Consider the following 18,253-nt stretch of genomic DNA (forward strand, 5'->3'; position numbering starts at 1 on the left):
GCGCGGGAATGACGTTCGTGAAAGTTCTGGTGCTGAGCGTAGCCGAAGTGCTTGCACTGAACGTAGACGAAGTATCAGACGGTCTTTTTGATTTTTGCAACGGTCGCAGGCAATAAATTGATGCCGTCTGAAAAAGAAAATAGGTTTTCAGACGGCATTAAATTAGAGAAAACGCGCACGAAGCCGGTACTGCATACTTCATTTTCGGCTCCGCCTGCCCGAGCCGTTGCGGCAATCGCCGAAATAAAAGGCCGTCTGAAACCCGGTTACTAAGCCTCCCGCTCACCAACCATCGAAGTTTCAGACGGCCTTTTTTATGCCTGACGTCCGTTCCGCATCAAAGCAGGTTTTCCGTCTTGAGCCACGCCAGAATTTCGGCTTCGACGGCTTCGGGCGCGCCGGCGTTGTCGATTTTGATGCCGTATTCGTCTGCGCCCAATTCTTCCAGAATCGCCAGTTGCGAAGTCAGCATTTCGGCTTTCATGTAGTGCCCTTTGCGCGCCAGCATCCGTTCGAGGTTGGTGTCGTGCGGCGGGGAGAGGTGGACGAAGGCGACTTTGCCTTTTGCACCGCGCAAGATGTCGCGGTATTGGCGTTTGAGAGCCGAGCAGGTAACGACGGTGTGCGCCGCGCCGGATTCGGCCTGCTGCGTCATCCAGTCGCGCAGGTTACCGAGCCACGGATAGCGGTCTTCGTCGGTCAGCGGGATGCCGGCGCCCATTTTGTCGCGGTTGGCTTGGGTATGAAACTCGTCTCCCTCGGCATAGGGACAGTCGAGATGTTTTTGCATGGCGAGGGCGGCGGTGGTTTTACCGCAGCCGCAGACGCCCATGATAACGAAGTGTACGGTCATTTGATGCCTCCTTTTTTCAGACGGCCATAAACATCAGGGCAGACAGCGTGAAGCCGATTAGGGCAATCAGCGTTTGGTTGACCGTCCACGTCTTCAGGGTGGTCGGAACGTCCATATCCAACAGGCGGCCGACCAACCAGAAGCCTGAATCGTTGAAATGGCTGCAACCGACCGAACCGGCGGCGGTCGCTAAAACTACGCAGGCAACCTGCCAGTCGCTGTAACCTGCGGCGGCAACGGCAGGCGCCATCAGCGCGGCGGCAGTCGTCAGGGCAACAGTGGCCGAACCCTGCGCGATACGCAGTGCCAATGCAACCAAGAAGCAACCGAGCAAAACAGGAATACCCAAATCAGACATGCTGTCAGCCAGTGCTTTGCCGATGCCCGATGCGCGCAATACGCCGCCGAACATCCCTCCCGCACCGGTAATCAGAATCACGGAACAGACCGGCCCCAATGCGCCGTCAACGGTTTTTTCCAGCGCGCTGCCTTTTTCGCCGCGCGCACGACCCAAGACAAACAGCGCAACCAATACCGAAATCAGCAGCGCAACCGGTGTCGAGCCAATCATCCGCAACGCCTGTACCCAAGCCTCATCCTTGCCGACCACGCCCTCGGCAATCAACGTCGCCAAACCGGTGTTCAAGAAAATCAGCATCATCGGAATCAGCATGATGGCGATTACCGTACCCGCTTTGGCCGGCGCTTTCGGCACATCGTTATCCAAGGCGCCGCCGCCCAACAAATCGGGAACGGGCACATGAATGCGTCTGCCCAAAACCTGACCGAGCAGATAACCGCTGAAATACCACGTGATTACCGCCGCAGGCAGGCCGAGAATCAAAACCTGACCGATGTTCGCGCCGTAAAACTCAGACGCCGCAATCGGCCCAGGATGAGGCGGCAGGAAAACGTGCATCACCGAAAACGCGCCGATGGAAGCCAGCGCGTAAGGCAGAACGTCCTGCTTCATGCGGCGTGCGGTGGCAAACACAATCGGCAGCATCACCACCAAACCCGCATCAAAGAAAATCGGGAAACCGAAAATCAGCGAAGCCACGCCCAGCGCAAACGGCGCGCGTTTTTCACCGAACAGCCGCACCAGTGCATCCGCCAGCGACTGCGCGCCGCCGGACGTTTCCACCAGCCGCCCAAGCATCGCTCCCAAACCGACCAGCAGCGCCACATTGCCGAGCGTGCCCCCGAAGTTTTTCACCAAAACATCGTTCACAATACTACCCGTCGGCAGCCCCGTCGCCACCGCCGTCAGCAGGCTGACCAACACCAGCGTCACCAGCGCATGGATACGGAATTTTACAATCAGCAGCAGAATCAGCAGAATCGCGCCCGCTGCAATCCCCAAGAGCGTTCCCGTACTCAGGGTCTGGGTAAAGCCGTCCATTTTGAATACCTCTTTTGATGGTTTGAAATTAATGTTTTTTAACAAACGAAACAAAGATACCACAAGCTCATACTACACAAAACCCTGTGAAATTATACTACTCAAACAAGTAAATTGTTTTTTAGGAGAAAATTTTAATATGAACAAATGGGAAATAATTTATATCAAACTTAAATACCACACCTGAAAAAGGCCGTCTGAAAAAATTTTCAGACGGCCTTTTTTTTATCCCCCAATCCTACCAATGCACCCTAACCGCGCGGTTCCCCAATAATTCTTCCAAATCGTGGAACAGCGCGGCGTTGGCTTTGACCATCCATTTGGGCGGGATTTTCAGCGCGCCGGAGGCGTGGTCGTTGCTGTACGACAGTTGCAGCGGAACGGCGTTGCCCACGGTTTGGCGGTTGGCGGCAAGGATTTCAGCGAGGCGCGGGATATTGTGGCCGGGGCGCAGGGCGAGGCTGAGGCTGCGGGCGTAGCGTTCGCGGGCGGTTTGCAGAGTCATGACGTGGTTGGCCATGATGCGCAGGCCGTCGCCGCCGCCGTAATCGTCACGGCTGATTTTGGCTTCGACGATTAATACTTGGTCGGCTTTGAGGATGTCGACGCTCTCTTCGAGGGTTTGGCCGCTGATGAGGATTTCGACTTGGCCGCTTTGGTCTTCGAGGGTGACGAAGGCGATTTTGCCGCGTTTGCCCATCATGGTGCGCACGGCGGTGGCGAAACCAGCGACGCGGGCGCTGTCCTGCGGTTTCAGACGGCCTAATTTGGTCGGGGCGATGAGGCGCACTTCGGATGCGTAGGGACCGAACGGGTGGCCGGAGAGGTAGAAACCGACGACGTTTTTTTCTTCGGCGAGTTTTTCTGATTCGCTCCAGGCTTCGCACGGCTCAAGGGCGACGGGTTCGATGGCGTCTTCCATCATGTCGAAAAGACCGCCCTGATTGGCGTTGGCGTTTTTTTGGTCAGCGTTGGCCATGGACAGGTCGATGTTGGCCAGCAGCATGGCGCGGTTGGGTTCGATGCTGTCGAACGCACCGCCTTTGATGAGGGCTTCGATGGTACGGCGGTTGACGTGGTCCTTGCCGACGCGTTCGCAGAAATCGAGCAGTCCGGTAAATTTCCCGCCGCCTTGGCGCGCGGCGATAACGGCTTCGACGGCGGCTTCGCCCGTGCCTTTAATCGCACCGAGAGCGTAGCGGATTTCCTTATTGGCATTGGGCACGAAGCGGTAGTCGGATTCGTTGATGTCGGGCGGCAGGAAACTGATGCCGTTGGCGCGGCAGTCGTCGTAGAAATGCTTGAGCTGGTCGGTGTTGTCCAGCTCGCTCGACATGGTGGCGGCCATAAATTCGGCGGGATAATGGGCTTTGAGCCAGGCCGTCTGATAGGAAATCAGGGCGTAGGCGGCGGCGTGGGATTTGTTGAAACCGTAGCCGGCGAATTTTTCCATGTAGTCGAAAATTTCGTCGGCTTTCTGGCGCGGAATGTTTTGTTTGGCGGCGCCTTCGGCGAAGATTCCGCGGTGTTTCACCATTTCTTCGGGTTTTTTCTTACCCATCGCGCGGCGCAGCAAATCAGCCCCGCCTAGCGAGTAGCCGCCGATAATCTGCGCGGCCTGCATCACCTGTTCCTGATACACCATGATGCCGTAGGTCGGTTCGAGTACCGGTTCGAGCAGGGGATGGATATACTCGAACTTGCCGCCTTTCATACGGGCGACAAAGTCGGGGATGTTGTCCATCGGGCCGGGACGGTAGAGCGACACGAAGGCGATGAGTTCTTCAAACTTGGTCGTATGCGCCGTTTTGAGCATTTTTTTCATGCCCGTCGATTCAAACTGGAACACGGCAGTGGTGTTGGCGTCGCGGAAAATCTGGTAGGCGGCCTGGTCGTCGAGGGTGATTTTGCCGACATCGACAATATCGCCCGTGGTTTTTTTGATGTTTTCCTGCGCCATTTCGATGATGGTCAGATTGCGCAGGCCCAAAAAGTCAAACTTCACCAAACCCACGTCTTCCACGTCGCCTTTGTCGTACATCGACACAGGCGAAGCGGATTCGTCGGCTTGATAAACGGGGCTGTAATCGGAAATTTTGCCCGGCGCAATGAGTACGCCGCCGGCGTGCATCCCCAAGCCGCGCGTTAAGTCTTCGAGTTTTTTCGCCAGATCGATTAAATCTTCCGCCTCTTCCGCCTCAATCAGCTCGCGGATTTGCGGTTCGGCCTCCATCGCTTTTTCCAAACTCAGCGGTTTGTTGGCCTCAAGCGGAATCAGTTTCGACAAACGGTCGCACAGCATAAACGGCAAATCCAACACACGCCCCACGTCACGGATGACGGCTTTCGACGACAGCGTGCCGAAAGTCACAATCTGGCTGACCGCCTCCGCTCCGTATTTTTCGCGCACATATTCAATCACGCGCCCGCGGTTGGACTGGCAGAAATCCACGTCGAAGTCGGGCATGGACACGCGCTCGGGATTGAGAAAACGCTCGAACAGCAACGCATATTTCAGCGGATCGAGGTCGGTAATTTTCAGCGAATACGCCACCAGCGAGCCCGCGCCCGAACCGCGGCCGGGGCCGACCGGGCAGCCGTTCTGTTTCGCCCAGTTGATAAAGTCTTGTACAATAAGGAAATAACCGGGAAACTTCATCTGAATGATGATGTTCAGCTCGAAATCCAAACGCGCCTGATATTCGGGCATTTTCGCCGCACGCTCGGCCTCGTCGGGATAAAGCTGCGCCATGCGTTCCTGCAAACCCTCGTTGGAAAGCTGCGTCAGGTAGTCGTCCAAACTCATGTCCTCGGGCGTGGGAAACAGCGGCAGGAAGTTTTTGCCCAACGTGATGTGCAGGTTGCAGCGCTTGGCGATTTCTACCGTATTTTCAAGCGCTTCGGGCAAATCGGCAAACCGCGCCGCCACTTCTTCCGGCGATGCGAAATACTGCCCCGCCACAAAATCGTGCGGACGTTTTTTGTCCGCCAGCGTCCAACCGCCCGCGATGCACACCCGCGTTTCGTGTGCCATAAAATCGTCGCGGTTCATAAACTGCACCGGATGCGTCGCCACCACGGGCAAACCCAAATCCTCCGCCAGTTTCACGCTGCCGGAGACCGACGTTTCCCACTCGGGGCGTTCCGGCAGGCGTTGCAGTTCCAGATAAAACGCATTCGGAAACCACGCCGTGTATTTTTCCGCCGCCATACGTGCCGCCGCCTCATTGCCGTTGAGCAGGTTTGCGCCCACTTCGCCGTAATGCGCGCCGCTCAGGCAGATCAGGCCGCTGTTGTCGCCCTCCGCCAGCCAGCTTTGGCGCAACTCGGCATGATGGACATTGCGGTCTTTACCGACGTAGGCCGCCGTAAGCAGTTCGCTCAAACGCAGATAGCCCTTGTCGTTGCGGATAATCAGCAACGCGCGGAAGGGCTTGTCGGGCGCAGCGGGATTTTCAATCCAAACATCCGCACCACCCACAGGCTTCACTCCCGCGCCGCGGCAGGCTTTATAGAATTTCACCAAACCGAATTCGTTCATCAAATCGCTGATGCCCAGCGCCGGCAGGCCGCATTCTTTGGCTCTTTTCACCACTTCTTTGATGCGTACCATGCCGTCGGTAATCGAGAACTCGGTGTGCAGGCGCAGAGGAATGTAGGTCGGATTCATGGCGGATTTCGTCGGAAACATTAAAGGCCGTATTGTAGCAGCCGAAAAGCCGTCAGGCCGTCTGAAAACCGAAAAGATTTTTCAGACGGCCTATACAAACAACAGCTTGCCAATGACCGGCCCGCCCCAATTACGTTACAATCCGCCAAACGAAAGGAAAAACATGGAAGCCACAGTCTATCTCGAAGACAACGAATACATCGCCCTTTGCGACCTCTTGAAACTCGCAGGTTTGGCCGAAAGCGGCGGGCAGGCGAAAGCCTTTATCGCAGAGGGGCTGGTGTTGCGAAACGGCGAAACAGAAATACGCAAAACCGCCAAAATCCGCGGCGGCGAAGTGGTTGAATTTGACGGCGCACGATTGGAGATTGCCGATGGATACGACCCTGAAGCCTGACGAAACGCTGCTTCCCGAACCTGTCCGCCCCGAAGATTGGGAATGTTGCGGCAGCGAATGCGGCGATGCCTGCATGCAGACGATGTATTGTAACGAAAAAACCGCCTACGACGCGCAGCAGAAGCGTTTGCGCGAGGCTGCGGAGCGCGCGGGATAGGCCGTCTGAAAAACCCGTTGAAAACCTTAAAGAATCCCATGATAGACCTTCACTGCCATTCCACCGTTTCAGACGGCACTTTGTCCCCCGCCGAAGTCGTGCGCCTCGCTCACGAAAACGGTTGCACCCTGCTTGCGCTGACTGACCACGACCACACCGGCGGGCTGGCCGAGGCGCGAGCAGAAGCCGATACGATCGGCCTGCGTTTTATCAACGGCGTGGAAATTTCGGTAACGTGGCACGGGCGCACCATCCATGTCGTCGGCCTCGATTTCGACCCTGAAAACGAAACGCTGCAAACCCTGTTGGCCAAGGTGCGGCAAGGCCGTCTGAAAAGGCTGGAAGCAATTGCCGCCAAGCTGGAAAAAAAAGGCATTGCCGGCGCGTTTGAGGGCGCACTCGCGCTCGCTGCGAATCCCGAAATGGTCGGCCGCACCCATCTTGCCGAATTTCTGATTCAAAACAATCACGTACGCAACAAACAGCAGGCGTTTGCCAAATATTTGGGCGACGGAAAATCCTGCGCCGTGCCGCACCAGTGGGCGGAACTCGCCGACTGCGTCAACGCCGTAAACGGCGCGGACGGGCTGGCGGTCATCGCCCACCCGATGCGCTACGATCTCTCCGCCACCGCCAAACGACGCCTGTTTGAAGAGTTCAAAGCGCTGGGCGGCGCGGGGATTGAGGTTCACAGCGGCAACTGCGACAAAAACGACCGCCTGAACTACGCGCTTCTGGCCGAACGCTACGGCCTGCTCGCCGGCGCGGGCAGCGACTTCCACCGTTTAAACGATTTTTCAGGCGGCACCTTGGGCGCGTGCCCCGAATTGCCGCCAAACTGCAAACCGGTTTGGGAACATTTCAGACGGCATTGAGACCGTCTGAAATGTTTGAAGCAACGCTTATTCCCCGTCCGACCGTTTTTTTAAAAGACTTTTTATGCCGCTTACCGACATCCGCCGCCGTTTTTCTCTGCGCACTTTAATGTTGCTTTTCTGCATGACTGCGCCTTTGGTAACAGTTGTCATGATTGCATCACAATTATGGGGGCAACAGGGTTTTGCGTTTGAAACACCGCTGATGCTGTGGATTCATGCCAACGTCGGCGGCTGGTTTGCGCCCGTGGCGGTGGCGCTGCATTATGTCGGCAAAACGGCGCTCGCCGTGCCCGTGATTGCGCTGGTTGCGGTGTGGCTGGCGTTTCGCAAACGGCTGAAAACGGCTGTGTTTATCGTGTTTTCTACGCTGCTGCCGACGCTGGTGATGCTTGCGGTCAAGTCGTTTTTCGCCCGCCCGCGCCCCAAGCTTTGGCCACGGATTGTGGAAGAGGCCAATTATTCGTTCCCCAGCGGCCATGCCACATTCGGCGCGGCTTTGGCGATGATTGTGTTTCTGCTTTGGCGCGGTTCGCCACACTGCCGCGCCGTCGCCGCGGGCTGTGTGGCGTTTGCGCTATCGATGGGTTTTTCGCGCCTTTATCTGGGGGTGCACTACCCGACCGATGTGTTCGCAGGCTGGGTAAACGGCGCATTTTCCACTTTATTGGTTTATAAATTACTGTTTAGAAAATGAATTTTCCCTCGCTCAACACACCTGTCTGGCTGCGCAACGGCAACGCCGACACGCTGTTTGCCAAAGCGCTGCAAAGCCCGCCGCCTGCCTACCGCCGCGAGCTGCTGCCCGACAGCACGGCGCAGGGTTTGGCGGCCTATGATTTTGTTGATGCCGCCGACCCCGACGCGCCGCTGGTGGTAATGTTCCATGGCTTGGAAGGCAGCAGCCGCAGCCATTACGCGGTGGAAATGATGAAAGCCGTGCAGCGGCGCGGCTGGCACGGCGTGGTGGCGCATTTTCGCGGCTGCGGCGGCGTGCCCAACACCGCACCCGTGTTCTACCATTCGGGTGACACGCGCGAAATCGCGTTTATGCTGCAAACACTCGCAGCGCGTTATCCGAAAATCTACGCCATCGGCATCTCGCTCGGCGGCAACGCGCTGGCGAAATATCTGGGCGAACAAGGCCGTCTGAACCAAACCGCCCTGCCCCGCGCCGCCGCCGCCGTTTCCGCACCCGTCGATCTGAGCGCGGCGGGAACACGTTTCGACCGCGGCCTCACGCGCCTGCTCTATACGCGCTATTTTTTAAGTTCTCTCATTCCCAAAGCCCGGGCCTTCAAGCATTTTCAAACGGCCTCGCCGCTGGAAAACTGCAAAACGCTGGGGGATTTCGACGACCTGTTTACCGCACCGCTGCACGGTTTTGCCGACCGCCACGACTACTACCGCCGCGCCTCGTGCAAACCGTTTCTTGCCGACGTTGCCACGCCGCTTCTGCTTCTGAACGCCCGCAACGACCCCTTCCTGCCGCCCGAAGCCCTGCCCGGTGCGGGCGAAGTTTCCGACCGTGTCACCCTGCTGCAACCGCCCTACGGCGGCCACGTCGGCTTTGTCGGCAAAGAAAACGGCCGTCTGAATATCGGCTGGCTGCCGCAGGCGGTATTGGGGTATTTTGAGCAGTTTGAGGCCGTCTGAAAAAAGATACGCTTTCAGACGGCCTTAAATATTTGTTTCATGATTATTTGTTTTTCGATTTCCCGTTTCCGCCATGACCGCTTCCGACTTAATCAACATCATCGGCACAGCCGCCTTTACTTTGGCGGGCTATCTGGTCGGTGTCCGCAAACGGCTCGATATTTTGGGTGTTTTGATCTGTGCGCTGCTGACCGCTGTCGGCGGCGGGATGATGCGCGATGTTTTGGTGGGGCGCATTCCGGCGGTGTTTACGGAATATTCGTCGCTGCTGGTGATTGCCGTGACGCTGGCGGCGGCGTGGTTTTTGAAGCTGCAAAACAGCCAACGGCGCGTGTTGGCGGAAGCCTTTGCGTGGGCGGATTCGCTCGGGCTGGTGGCGTTTACCATCATCGGCGCGCAAATCGGTTTGGATTACGGACTGAACATTTTCGGCGTGGTGATGACGGGTTTTGTGACGGCAGTCGGCGGCGGCATTGTGCGCGATATGCTGATCAACGATATTCCGGTCATCATGCGCGAGGGCTTTTACGGAAGCGTGGCCGTGATTGTGGGCATTGCGGTCTGCCTGCTGGATTTTCTGAATATGGTTCATCCGTTTACATTGCAGGTTCTGCTGATCAGCGGCTATGTTTTACGGATGTGGGCATACAAAATCCATCTGCGCCTGCCCAAGCCTTGAGTTTTCAGACAACCCGAATGTTTTGATGGAAATCGGGAAAGGCCGTCTGAAATGTTTACCGGCGTCATGCCTGCACAGGTGGAAATGACGTCGCTTGAAGAACTAATTTTTCAGACGGCCTTTGCGCCGCAAATGCTAAAATCCCCTTTCCCCCACCCTTGGAAGCACGACATGAGCGATATTCTCAACAAAATTCTGGCCACCAAAACCGAAGAAGTGGCCGCGCAAAAAGCCGCCGTTCCGTTTGACGAAATCAAGGCGCGGGCGCTGGATGCGACGCCGCCGCGCGATTTTTTCGGCGCGATCACTGCCAAACAGGCGCAGAATCTGCCGGCGGTGATTGCGGAAGTGAAAAAAGCCAGCCCGAGCAAGGGTTTGATTCGGGCGGACTTCAATCCCGTCGAAATCGCCCGCGCATACGAACGCGCCGGTGCGGCCTGTTTGTCGGTGTTGACCGACGAGCAGTATTTTCAGGGTTCGCCCGAATATTTGAGACAGGCGCGCGCGGCGGTTTCGCTGCCGGTGTTGCGCAAGGATTTTATGATTGACGAGTACCAAATCCATCAGGCGCGCGCTTGGGGCGCGGACGCGGTTTTGCTGATTGCGGCGGCGCTGGACGCGGATACGCTGGCGCGTTTGGAAAACGCGGCGTACAGCCTGAAGATGACGGTTTTGCTGGAGCTGCACGATAAAAGCGAGCTGGAAAAATGCCGCAAACTTTCCACCAAACTCTGGGGGGTGAACAACCGCGATCTGCGCACATTCGACGTTTCGCTGCAACAGACACTGGATCTGCTGCCCGTTCTGGAGGGCAAAACGGTAGTGACGGAAAGCGGCATCCGTAATAAGGAAGACGTCGATTTTATGCGCAGCCACGGCGTGAATGCGTTTTTAATCGGCGAGACGTTTATGCGCGCGGACGATATTGAAGCGGAAGTAAAAAAGCTGTTTTGATGCCGTGTGAAAATAGTCCGTCTGAAATTCAATTCGGTTACCGAGCACAGTCGAAGCACCTGCACTGAGCGTAGCCGAAGTGTCAGACGGCTTTTTTGATTGTTACAACGGTCGCGGCCTGATTGCTTTTGTAAATGCGAAACCGCCGCTGTTTGCAAAATCCCCGCCCTTTTTCCCGCGCCTGACATGCTTTTACGCTGGCGGTGTAGTCTGAACGGCATTCCGGCGATAACCTAGCGTTTTCCGTTTTCAGGCCGTCTTATGAAAAATTCACACAAACTGTTTCACACCGCCTCAGCCGCCGCGCTGCTTCTGACTGCCGCGTTTTCATACGGCAAGGAATTTGTCGTTTACGACCGCATGGATTACGTCGGCAAGCCCGACTTGACGGCCGACGGGCTGTCGAAAGTGTTTTTGGTTTACGAATCCGAGCTGGTGATGCCCGACCCGACCGGCAAGCGCAAACATGGCGTGTTGAACGAAAAACGCATTCGCGAGCTGGCGAAGCAGTCTTACCGCGCAGGCTACCGCACGATTTCGACCGACATCGAAACCTGGTTTGCCGACAAAGGCGGCCAGATTCTCAGCCCGCAGGAGCTGAAAAACAACTTCGCGCGTATGTATCGGATTTTCCGCGAAGAAAATCCGCGCGCATTCATCAGCAACTACGGCCTGCCGGGTGAACACCTCAACGCCATCCGCCACTACCGCCCGAACGAAAGCAATCAGGCCATCCTCGACAAATGGCAGCAGGTCAACAAACGCCGCCACATGACCGCCGCCATCAGCGATTACGCCAACCCCGTGCTCTACATCACCTCGCCGGACATAGCGCAATGGGAAACAGACGTGAAAACCACCGTTGACGACATTAAAAAGCGGATGCCGAACAAAAAAATCATCGGCTACATCTGGCCGCAATACTATTCAGCCACCGGCAGCCCGCATTTCAAAAAATTCATCGACGGCAAACGCTGGCGGCAGATGCTCGACATCAGCTACAAATACATGGACGGCGTGATTATCTGGTCGGACAAACGCGATGAAAACGGCAAAATCGTACGCTGGGGCGACCCGCGCACCGAGGAAATGATGGCAGCCACCAAAGCCTTTATCGCCGCACATCCCAAGGACATTAAAGTTATAGGACTAAGTAAAAGAGAACAAAGTAATAAAATTTGTTCGAAACATAAAAAGAGGCATGCACAAAAACATTCATTGAAAGAATTTTGCAAGTAAACAAGTCAAGGGGCCGTATGAAGTATTATGATTCCTTAAAGCATCACGATTTCAGACGGCCTAGAATCTTTACAAAATTAAAACAACCGGTTGCATGAGCGATTTTCGAGGGTTTCAGCGTTTTCTCGAAGATTTCGACCTTGTTTATCCAGTATGCTACTGTAGCAGTTCAAAACATCCTGAATATTAAACCTTTTTAGAAAGTTGCGTATTTAACCAGATAATAAAATAAAAACGCCATCCAGCTAATCGCTGATGGCGTTTAACATACAACACACTTACATTTAGTTTTCGGCTACCTTATCAACCAATTCAACCAATGCCAAAGGTGCATTGTCACCTTTTCTAAAACCATATTTAAGCACACGAACATAACCACCATTGCGGTTAGCAAAACGTGAACCCAAATCATCAAACAATTTAACCACTACATCGCGATCGCGAGTACGGTCAAATGCCAAGCGACGATTTGCTAAAGAAGGTTTTTTACCCAAAGTAATCAGGGGCTCTACCACACGGCGCAACTCTTTAGCTTTTGGCAATGTTGTCACGATTGTCTCGTGAGTCAACAAAGAATTAGCCATATTGCGCAGCATTGCAGCACGATGGCTGCTGGTACGGTTTAATTTGCGGTTACCATTACGATGACGCATGTCATTATCCTTTTATTTTGAAACTTACGGCTTTTCCAAGCCCATAGGCGGCCAAGCTTCTAATTTAGAACCCAATGTCAAGCCTTTGGAAGCCAATACCTCTTTAATCTCATTCAGAGATTTACGTCCTAAATTCGGAGTTTTCAACAGTTCGGTTTCAGTACGCTGAATCAAGTCGCCAATATAATAAATATCTTCAGCTTTCAAACAATTAGCCGAACGAACTGTTAATTCCAAATCATCTACCGGACGCAGCAAAATTGGATCGATTGGAGGAGCTTTCTCTTCCACCTCTTCCACCGGCGTTCCTTGCAAATCTGCAAAAATAGACATTTGATCAATTAAAATACGAGCTGCACTACGAACAGCCTCCTCCGGATCGATAGAACCATCAGTTTCAATATCCAGAACCAATTTATCCAAATCCGTACGCTGTTCCACACGAGCCGGCTCGACTTCAAAGCTGACACGGCTAATGGGGGAAAAGCTCGCATCTAACTGAATAGCACCAATCTGCTTTCCTTCATCACGTAAAACGCGACGTCCGGATACAGACTGGTAGCCACGACCCTGCTCCACTTTGATTTCCATATCAATCTGACCATTACTTGCCAAATGACAAATGACATGCTCAGGGTTTAAAATTTCTACATCATGAGGCAAATCAATATCCCCAGCGACAACAACCGTCTTGCCAGATTTTTTCAGGGTCAATTGAACCTGACTACGACCGTGCAATTTAAATACAATACCCTTAATATTCAAAAGAATATCAACAACATCCTCTTGAACACCATCTACTGTAGAGTATTCATGCAAGACACCAGAAATAGCTACCTCAGTAGGAGCAAAGCCGTTCATTGATGACAGTAAGATACGACGCAAAGCATTACCCAAAGTATGACCAAAACCACGCTCAAATGGCTGCATAGAAACTTTGGCACGAGTAGCAGACAAAGTATCCACATCAATTTGACGCGGCTTCAAAAATTCGGTTGTGCTATTTTGCATTTAACTGTCCCTCACAGAGCAAGCATTATTTAGAGTAAAACTCCACCACCAGCTGTTCATTAATATCGCCAGTCAATTCTGAACGATCCGGCATATTTTTAAATATGCCTTCTAATTTAGCTGCATCAACAGAAACCCAGCTCGGCATACCAATTTGCGTAGCCAAACTCAGGGCCTCTTGAATACGAACCTGCTTTTTAGCCTTCTCACGAACAGCAACAACATCGCCAGCTTTAACTTGGAAAGAAGGGATATTAACAACCTGTCCGTTAACTGTAATTGCCTTATGGGAAACCAATTGTCGAGCCTCTGCCCTTGTAGAACCAAAACCCATCCGATATACAACATTATCTAAACGAGATTCCAAAAGCTGGAGCAGCAACTCACCTGTCGAACCTTTGCGCCGTGCAGCTTCTGCGAAATAACGACGGAACTGACGCTCCAAAACACCATAAATTCGACGAATTTTTTGCTTCTCACGCAATTGCAAGCCATAGTCAGACAAACGGTTTTTTTTTGCGCCGTGCTGACCAGGAGCAGTATCCAACTTGCACTTAGAATCTAAAGAGCGACGCGCACTCTTCAAAAATAAATCAGTTCCTTCGCGACGTGCTAACTTACATTTAGGGCCAATATAACGTGCCATGTCTCAAATACTCCAAAATTAAATACGACGTTTTTTAGGCGGACGGCAACCGTTATGCGGTAACGGAGTTACGTCTGTAATACTGGTAATTTTGAGACCCAGAGCATTTAGCGCACGCACAGAAGATTCACGGCCCGGGCCAGGACCCTTAATACGAACTTCCAAATTTTTAACGCCATACTCTTGGGCAACTTTACCAGCTGACTCTGCTGCAACTTGTGCAGCAAATGGTGTACTTTTACGAGAACCTTTAAAACCAGCGCCGCCAGAGGTAGCCCAAGACAATGCATTGCCTTGGCGGTCGGTGATTGTAATGATGGTATTGTTGAAAGAAGCATGAACGTGAACAATACCCTCGCTTACGGTTTTACGCACTTTTTTACGTACACGCGAAGCTGTGTTTGCTTTAGCCATTAACAAAATTCCTCAAAAATTATTTCTTACCCGCAATCGCCTTACGCGGACCTTTTCTTGTCCGAGCATTAGTACGAGTGCGCTGACCACGACAAGGCAATCCACGACGATGGCGAAAGCCGCGGTAGCAGCCCATATCCATCAACCGCTTAATGCTCATCGTCACCTCACGACGCAAGTCGCCTTCAACCTCATATTTGGCAACCTGTTCACGCAAAGCATCCAACTGTGCCTCATCTAAATCTTTTGCTTTAACAGAAGGAGTAACACCTGCTGCTTCACAAATCAATTTAGCACGAGTAGCGCCGACACCATAAATAGCCTGCAAGCCAATTACTATGTGGGCATTGTTAGGGATATTTACCCCTGCAATACGAGCCATATTTTTTCCTTTTTAGGGCAAAGTGTGTCACTATATCACAAAATCGAACATCGAACACTAAAGAAGCAAAGCTTCTTAGCCTTGACGCTGCTTATGACGAGGATCAGTACAAATAACACGAACTACACGATTACGGCGAATAATTTTGCAGTTTCGGCAAATTTTCTTTACAGAAGGTTGTACACGCATTTTCTTTCCTTTTTACAGTCTATCTTGCTCGGAATACGATACGAGCCCGGGTTAAATCATAAGGGGTTAACTCGACTGTTACTTTATCACCTGGAGAAATACGAATGTAGTGCATCCGCATCTTCCCAGAAATATGACCTAAAACTACATGGTCATTTTCGAGCTTTACTTTAAATGTTGCATTTGGCAAAGTTTCAAGAATTTCGCCCTGCATTTGTATAGTATCTTCTTTAGCCATAAGTTTCATTTACGTGATAATGATTTCATATCTGGACCTTTTAGCAAATCCTCATATTGTCGAGTCATTCGATATGAGTTAATCTGAGTATGAAAATCCATCGTAACCACAACAAGAATCAACAAAGAAGTCCCTCCCAAATAGAACGGAACATTCAAAGCCGTCGTTAAGAACTCAGGAATCAAACAAATAATCGTAATATACAACGCACCAAACAAGGTCAATCGTAATACCACTTTTTCCAAATATTTAGAAGTTTGCTCGCCTGGACGAATCCCAGGAACAAACGCCCCGCTTTTTTTAAGATTATCAGCCATTTCCTTAGGACTAAAAACCAATGCTGTATAAAAATAACAAAAAAATACTATAGTTGCAGCAAATAACAAGATATAAGCAGGTTGCCCATGTTGCAACCAACCTGAAACTTTTTGTAACCAGCCATTGACATTGGCATTTCCAAACCATCCCAGCAAGGTAGAAGGAAACAGGATAATACTTGATGCAAAAATCGGGGGAATCACTCCAGCCATGTTAAGCTTGAACGGCATATGGGTATTATGTCCCTGCATTGCACCATTTCCAAATTGGCGTTTAGCATAATGAACTGGAATTTTGCGTTGTGCACTTTCAAAATAGACCACTATATAAATTAATAGAAATGCACCCGTTACAATTGAAACTGCCATCAAAATACTCATAGCGCCCTGAGTAGTCAAAGCTACAAGCTGAGCAATACCCGCCGGAATACCTGAAACAATACCGGCTGTTATAATCAATGAAATACCATTACCAATACCTCGCTCGGTAATCTGTTCGCCCAGCCACATTAAGAACATGGTCCCAGTGACCAAACATGCAATTGTCGAAATATAAAACTCGACCTGACTCGCAACAACTACACCCTGCTGAAAAACAAAAGTTGCAACACCCATACTCTGTAAAATAGCAAGCAATACCGTGCCATACCGAGTATATTTTGTAATTATCTTCCGCCCTGCCTCACCTTCCTTTTTTAAAGCTTTTAAAGAGGGCAAAATCTCTGAAGCCAGCTGAACAATAATTGATGCCGAAATATAGGGCATGATGCCGATAGCAAATATACTAAAGCGCTCTAAAGAGCCTCCCGAAAACATGTTCAACATGCCCAAGATGCCATTCCCAGCGCTTTCGTATACTTTAGCTAATGCAACTGCATCCACGCCTGGCACTGGAATATGTGCACCGATTCGAAAAACAACCAGAGCACCCAGCAGAAACAATAAACGCTTTTTCAAGTCCCCAAACTTGGATAAACCTGATGAAGATTGTTGATTAGCCACTATAATTCAAGCCTTACTCTTCAACTTTACCACCAGCTGCTTCAATTGCAACTTTAGCACCTTTGGTAACTTTAATGCCTTTCAAGGTTACGGCTTTGCTGATTTTGCCAGAAGCAATAACTTTAACATTTTGCGCATTTGCTGCAATCAGACCAGCTTGCTTCAGAGCCAATACATCGATCTCATCAACCGCAACCAAAGCCAATTCGCTCAAACAAACTTCCGCATTCAATGCATAAGTCAAAGATTTGAAACCACGTTTCGGCAATCGGCGCTGCAAAGGCATTTGACCACCTTCAAAGCCTACTTTGTGGAAACCACCAGAACGACTCTTCTGACCTTTATGGCCACGACCACCGGTTTTACCTAAGCCACTACCAATACCACGACCTACACGACGGCTTGAATGAGTAGCACCTTCAGCAGACTGAATAGTATTCAAAAACATATTACGACTCCACTTCCAACAGGTAGCTGATTTTGTTAATTATCCCTCGATTTTCTTTGGTATCTAAAACCTCAACAGTGTGCCCGCGACGACGCAAGCCTAAACCGCGCGCGCAAGCACGGTGAGATTCGATAGTACCAATCAGACTTTTAACCAAAGTTACTTTGAGTTTCTTTTGCTCAGTCATGGCTAGCTCCTAAAATATCTTCCACTGTCAGGCCGCGTTTAGCAGCGATATCAGCAGGAGTATACAATTTTGACAAGCCGTCTAAAGTAGCGCGTACGATATTGTAGGGATTGGTAGAACCATGCACCTTGGCTGAAATGTTATGAACACCCATTGCATCGAATACTAAACGCATTGGGCCACCAGCTTTCACACCGCTCCCCTCTTTAGCAGGCTGCATAAATACGCGAGTTGCACCATGACGACCTATTACTTCGTGATAGATAGTACCGTTTTTCAAAGGTACTTTAATCATTGACCGACGAGCTTGATCCATAGCTTTTTGCACAGCAACAGGCACTTCTTTAGATTTACCTTTACCCATACCGATACGACCATCGCCATCGCCAACCACGGTCAGCGCAGAGAAAGCCATAATACGACCACCTTTAACCACTTTAGTTACACGGTTTACAGCAACCATCTTTTCAATCAGGCCGTCACCGCGCTCTTCAATTTCATGTTTTGCCATCTGAAAGTCTCCGAATATTAGAAGCTTAAACCATTTTCACGTGCAGCTTCAGCCAAAGCTTTCACACGACCGTGATACTGAAAACCTGAGCGATCAAAAGCAACTTTATCAACGCCTACTGCTTTTGCTTTTTCAGCAATACGCTTGCCTACAACAGTAGCCGCTTCAACATTGCTACCAGATTTTAGGCTATTGCGCACTTCAGCTTCCAAGGTAGAGGCTTGTGCCAATACTTTATCACCCTCAGCACTAATTACTTGAGCATAAATGTGATTATTTGTGCGGAACACGCATAATCTTACCATTTTTAAGTCCGCAATACGCGCACGGGTTTTGCGTGCACGACGGAGTCGGGTTGCATGTTTATTCATTA

At 51.5% G+C, this 18,253-nt stretch carries 23 protein-coding genes; 8 read left to right on the forward strand and 15 right to left on the reverse strand.

Features of this window, described 5'->3' with window-relative positions:
- Positions 1 to 337: 337 nt before the first annotated feature.
- The 3 genes from BG910_RS04335 to dnaE form a co-directional block, all read right to left on the reverse strand.
- Entirely contained in the window at positions 338 to 853 is a 516-nt protein-coding gene (locus tag BG910_RS04335; protein WP_089035784.1) for a gluconokinase, read from the reverse strand.
- A gap of 16 nt (positions 854 to 869) precedes the next feature.
- Positions 870 to 2,255 carry a GntP family permease gene (locus tag BG910_RS04340; protein ID WP_089035785.1) on the reverse strand — a complete coding sequence of 462 codons (1,386 nt, stop codon included), beginning with the start codon at positions 2,253 to 2,255 and terminating at the stop codon, positions 870 to 872.
- A 238-nt stretch (positions 2,256 to 2,493) separates the two neighbouring features.
- A complete protein-coding gene (dnaE, locus tag BG910_RS04345; protein ID WP_089035786.1) occupies positions 2,494 to 5,925 on the reverse strand; it encodes a DNA polymerase III subunit alpha in 3,432 nt (1,143 codons plus the stop codon).
- A gap of 163 nt (positions 5,926 to 6,088) precedes the next feature.
- Here dnaE and BG910_RS04350 point away from each other — a divergent pair, with 163 nt between their 5' ends.
- The 8 genes from BG910_RS04350 to BG910_RS04385 all read left to right on the forward strand — a co-directional run bounded on the left by BG910_RS04350 (position 6,089) and on the right by BG910_RS04385 (position 11,882).
- The gene (locus tag BG910_RS04350) at positions 6,089 to 6,322 is read left to right on the forward strand and encodes an RNA-binding S4 domain-containing protein (protein WP_089037135.1); all 234 of its coding nucleotides are present in this window, start codon (positions 6,089 to 6,091) and stop codon (positions 6,320 to 6,322) included.
- On the forward strand, positions 6,300 to 6,479 hold the full coding sequence (locus BG910_RS04355; protein ID WP_089035787.1) for a hypothetical protein: 180 nt from the start codon (positions 6,300 to 6,302) through the stop codon (positions 6,477 to 6,479). Before BG910_RS04350 ends, BG910_RS04355 begins: the two co-directional genes overlap by 23 nt.
- 38 nt (positions 6,480 to 6,517) lie before the next feature.
- On the forward strand, positions 6,518 to 7,354 hold the full coding sequence (locus BG910_RS04360; protein ID WP_089035788.1) for a PHP domain-containing protein: 837 nt from the start codon (positions 6,518 to 6,520) through the stop codon (positions 7,352 to 7,354).
- 64 nt (positions 7,355 to 7,418) lie between these two features.
- Positions 7,419 to 8,051, forward strand: a complete 633-nt coding sequence (locus tag BG910_RS04365) for a phosphatase PAP2 family protein (protein WP_089035789.1) — start codon at positions 7,419 to 7,421, stop codon at positions 8,049 to 8,051.
- A complete protein-coding gene (locus BG910_RS04370) occupies positions 8,048 to 9,010 on the forward strand; it encodes a YheT family hydrolase (protein ID WP_089035790.1) in 963 nt (320 codons plus the stop codon). The genes BG910_RS04365 and BG910_RS04370 overlap by 4 nt, the downstream gene beginning before the upstream one ends.
- Before the next feature lie 73 nt (positions 9,011 to 9,083).
- Positions 9,084 to 9,689 (forward strand): trimeric intracellular cation channel family protein, encoded by a 606-nt coding sequence (locus BG910_RS04375; protein ID WP_089035791.1) that lies wholly within the window; start codon positions 9,084 to 9,086, stop codon positions 9,687 to 9,689.
- Between the two features lie 171 nt (positions 9,690 to 9,860).
- Positions 9,861 to 10,643, forward strand: coding sequence for an indole-3-glycerol phosphate synthase TrpC (trpC, locus tag BG910_RS04380; protein ID WP_089037136.1), 783 nt, complete (start codon positions 9,861 to 9,863; stop codon positions 10,641 to 10,643).
- A gap of 261 nt (positions 10,644 to 10,904) precedes the next feature.
- Positions 10,905 to 11,882 carry a hypothetical protein gene (locus BG910_RS04385; protein WP_232462237.1) on the forward strand — a complete coding sequence of 326 codons (978 nt, stop codon included), beginning with the start codon at positions 10,905 to 10,907 and terminating at the stop codon, positions 11,880 to 11,882.
- A 284-nt stretch (positions 11,883 to 12,166) separates the two neighbouring features.
- Here the strand turns inward: BG910_RS04385 and rplQ are convergent, their stop codons facing one another.
- From rplQ to rplR, 12 genes are all read right to left on the reverse strand, one after another.
- A complete protein-coding gene (gene rplQ / locus BG910_RS04390) occupies positions 12,167 to 12,535 on the reverse strand; it encodes a 50S ribosomal protein L17 (RefSeq protein WP_089035792.1) in 369 nt (122 codons plus the stop codon).
- Between the two features lie 24 nt (positions 12,536 to 12,559).
- A complete protein-coding gene (locus BG910_RS04395; protein WP_089035793.1) occupies positions 12,560 to 13,546 on the reverse strand; it encodes a DNA-directed RNA polymerase subunit alpha in 987 nt (328 codons plus the stop codon).
- 25 nt (positions 13,547 to 13,571) lie between these two features.
- Positions 13,572 to 14,192 (reverse strand): 30S ribosomal protein S4, encoded by a 621-nt coding sequence (rpsD, locus tag BG910_RS04400; protein WP_089035794.1) that lies wholly within the window; start codon positions 14,190 to 14,192, stop codon positions 13,572 to 13,574.
- An 18-nt stretch (positions 14,193 to 14,210) separates the two neighbouring features.
- The gene (rpsK, locus tag BG910_RS04405) at positions 14,211 to 14,606 is read right to left on the reverse strand and encodes a 30S ribosomal protein S11 (protein WP_089035795.1); all 396 of its coding nucleotides are present in this window, start codon (positions 14,604 to 14,606) and stop codon (positions 14,211 to 14,213) included.
- Between the two features lie 19 nt (positions 14,607 to 14,625).
- Complete coding sequence (rpsM, locus tag BG910_RS04410) at positions 14,626 to 14,988, reverse strand: 30S ribosomal protein S13 (RefSeq protein WP_089035796.1); 363 nt, start codon at positions 14,986 to 14,988, stop codon at positions 14,626 to 14,628.
- A 75-nt stretch (positions 14,989 to 15,063) separates the two neighbouring features.
- A complete protein-coding gene (gene rpmJ / locus BG910_RS04415; protein ID WP_003697674.1) occupies positions 15,064 to 15,177 on the reverse strand; it encodes a 50S ribosomal protein L36 in 114 nt (37 codons plus the stop codon).
- A gap of 19 nt (positions 15,178 to 15,196) precedes the next feature.
- Complete coding sequence (gene infA / locus BG910_RS04420; RefSeq protein WP_003684714.1) at positions 15,197 to 15,415, reverse strand: translation initiation factor IF-1; 219 nt, start codon at positions 15,413 to 15,415, stop codon at positions 15,197 to 15,199.
- A 5-nt stretch (positions 15,416 to 15,420) separates the two neighbouring features.
- Entirely contained in the window at positions 15,421 to 16,734 is a 1,314-nt protein-coding gene (gene secY / locus BG910_RS04425) for a preprotein translocase subunit SecY (RefSeq protein WP_089035797.1), read from the reverse strand.
- A gap of 13 nt (positions 16,735 to 16,747) precedes the next feature.
- Complete coding sequence (gene rplO / locus BG910_RS04430; RefSeq protein ID WP_089035798.1) at positions 16,748 to 17,182, reverse strand: 50S ribosomal protein L15; 435 nt, start codon at positions 17,180 to 17,182, stop codon at positions 16,748 to 16,750.
- A 1-nt stretch (position 17,183) separates the two neighbouring features.
- Positions 17,184 to 17,369, reverse strand: a complete 186-nt coding sequence (gene rpmD / locus BG910_RS04435) for a 50S ribosomal protein L30 (protein WP_089035799.1) — start codon at positions 17,367 to 17,369, stop codon at positions 17,184 to 17,186.
- Complete coding sequence (rpsE, locus tag BG910_RS04440) at positions 17,362 to 17,880, reverse strand: 30S ribosomal protein S5 (protein WP_089035800.1); 519 nt, start codon at positions 17,878 to 17,880, stop codon at positions 17,362 to 17,364. The genes rpmD and rpsE overlap by 8 nt, the downstream gene beginning before the upstream one ends.
- A gap of 17 nt (positions 17,881 to 17,897) precedes the next feature.
- Complete coding sequence (gene rplR, locus BG910_RS04445; RefSeq protein WP_089035801.1) at positions 17,898 to 18,251, reverse strand: 50S ribosomal protein L18; 354 nt, start codon at positions 18,249 to 18,251, stop codon at positions 17,898 to 17,900.
- Positions 18,252 to 18,253 lie beyond the last annotated feature (2 nt).

The sequence above is a fragment of the Neisseria chenwenguii genome (assembly GCF_002216145.1).
GTDB classification, from domain to species: Bacteria; Pseudomonadota; Gammaproteobacteria; order Burkholderiales; family Neisseriaceae; genus Neisseria; species Neisseria chenwenguii.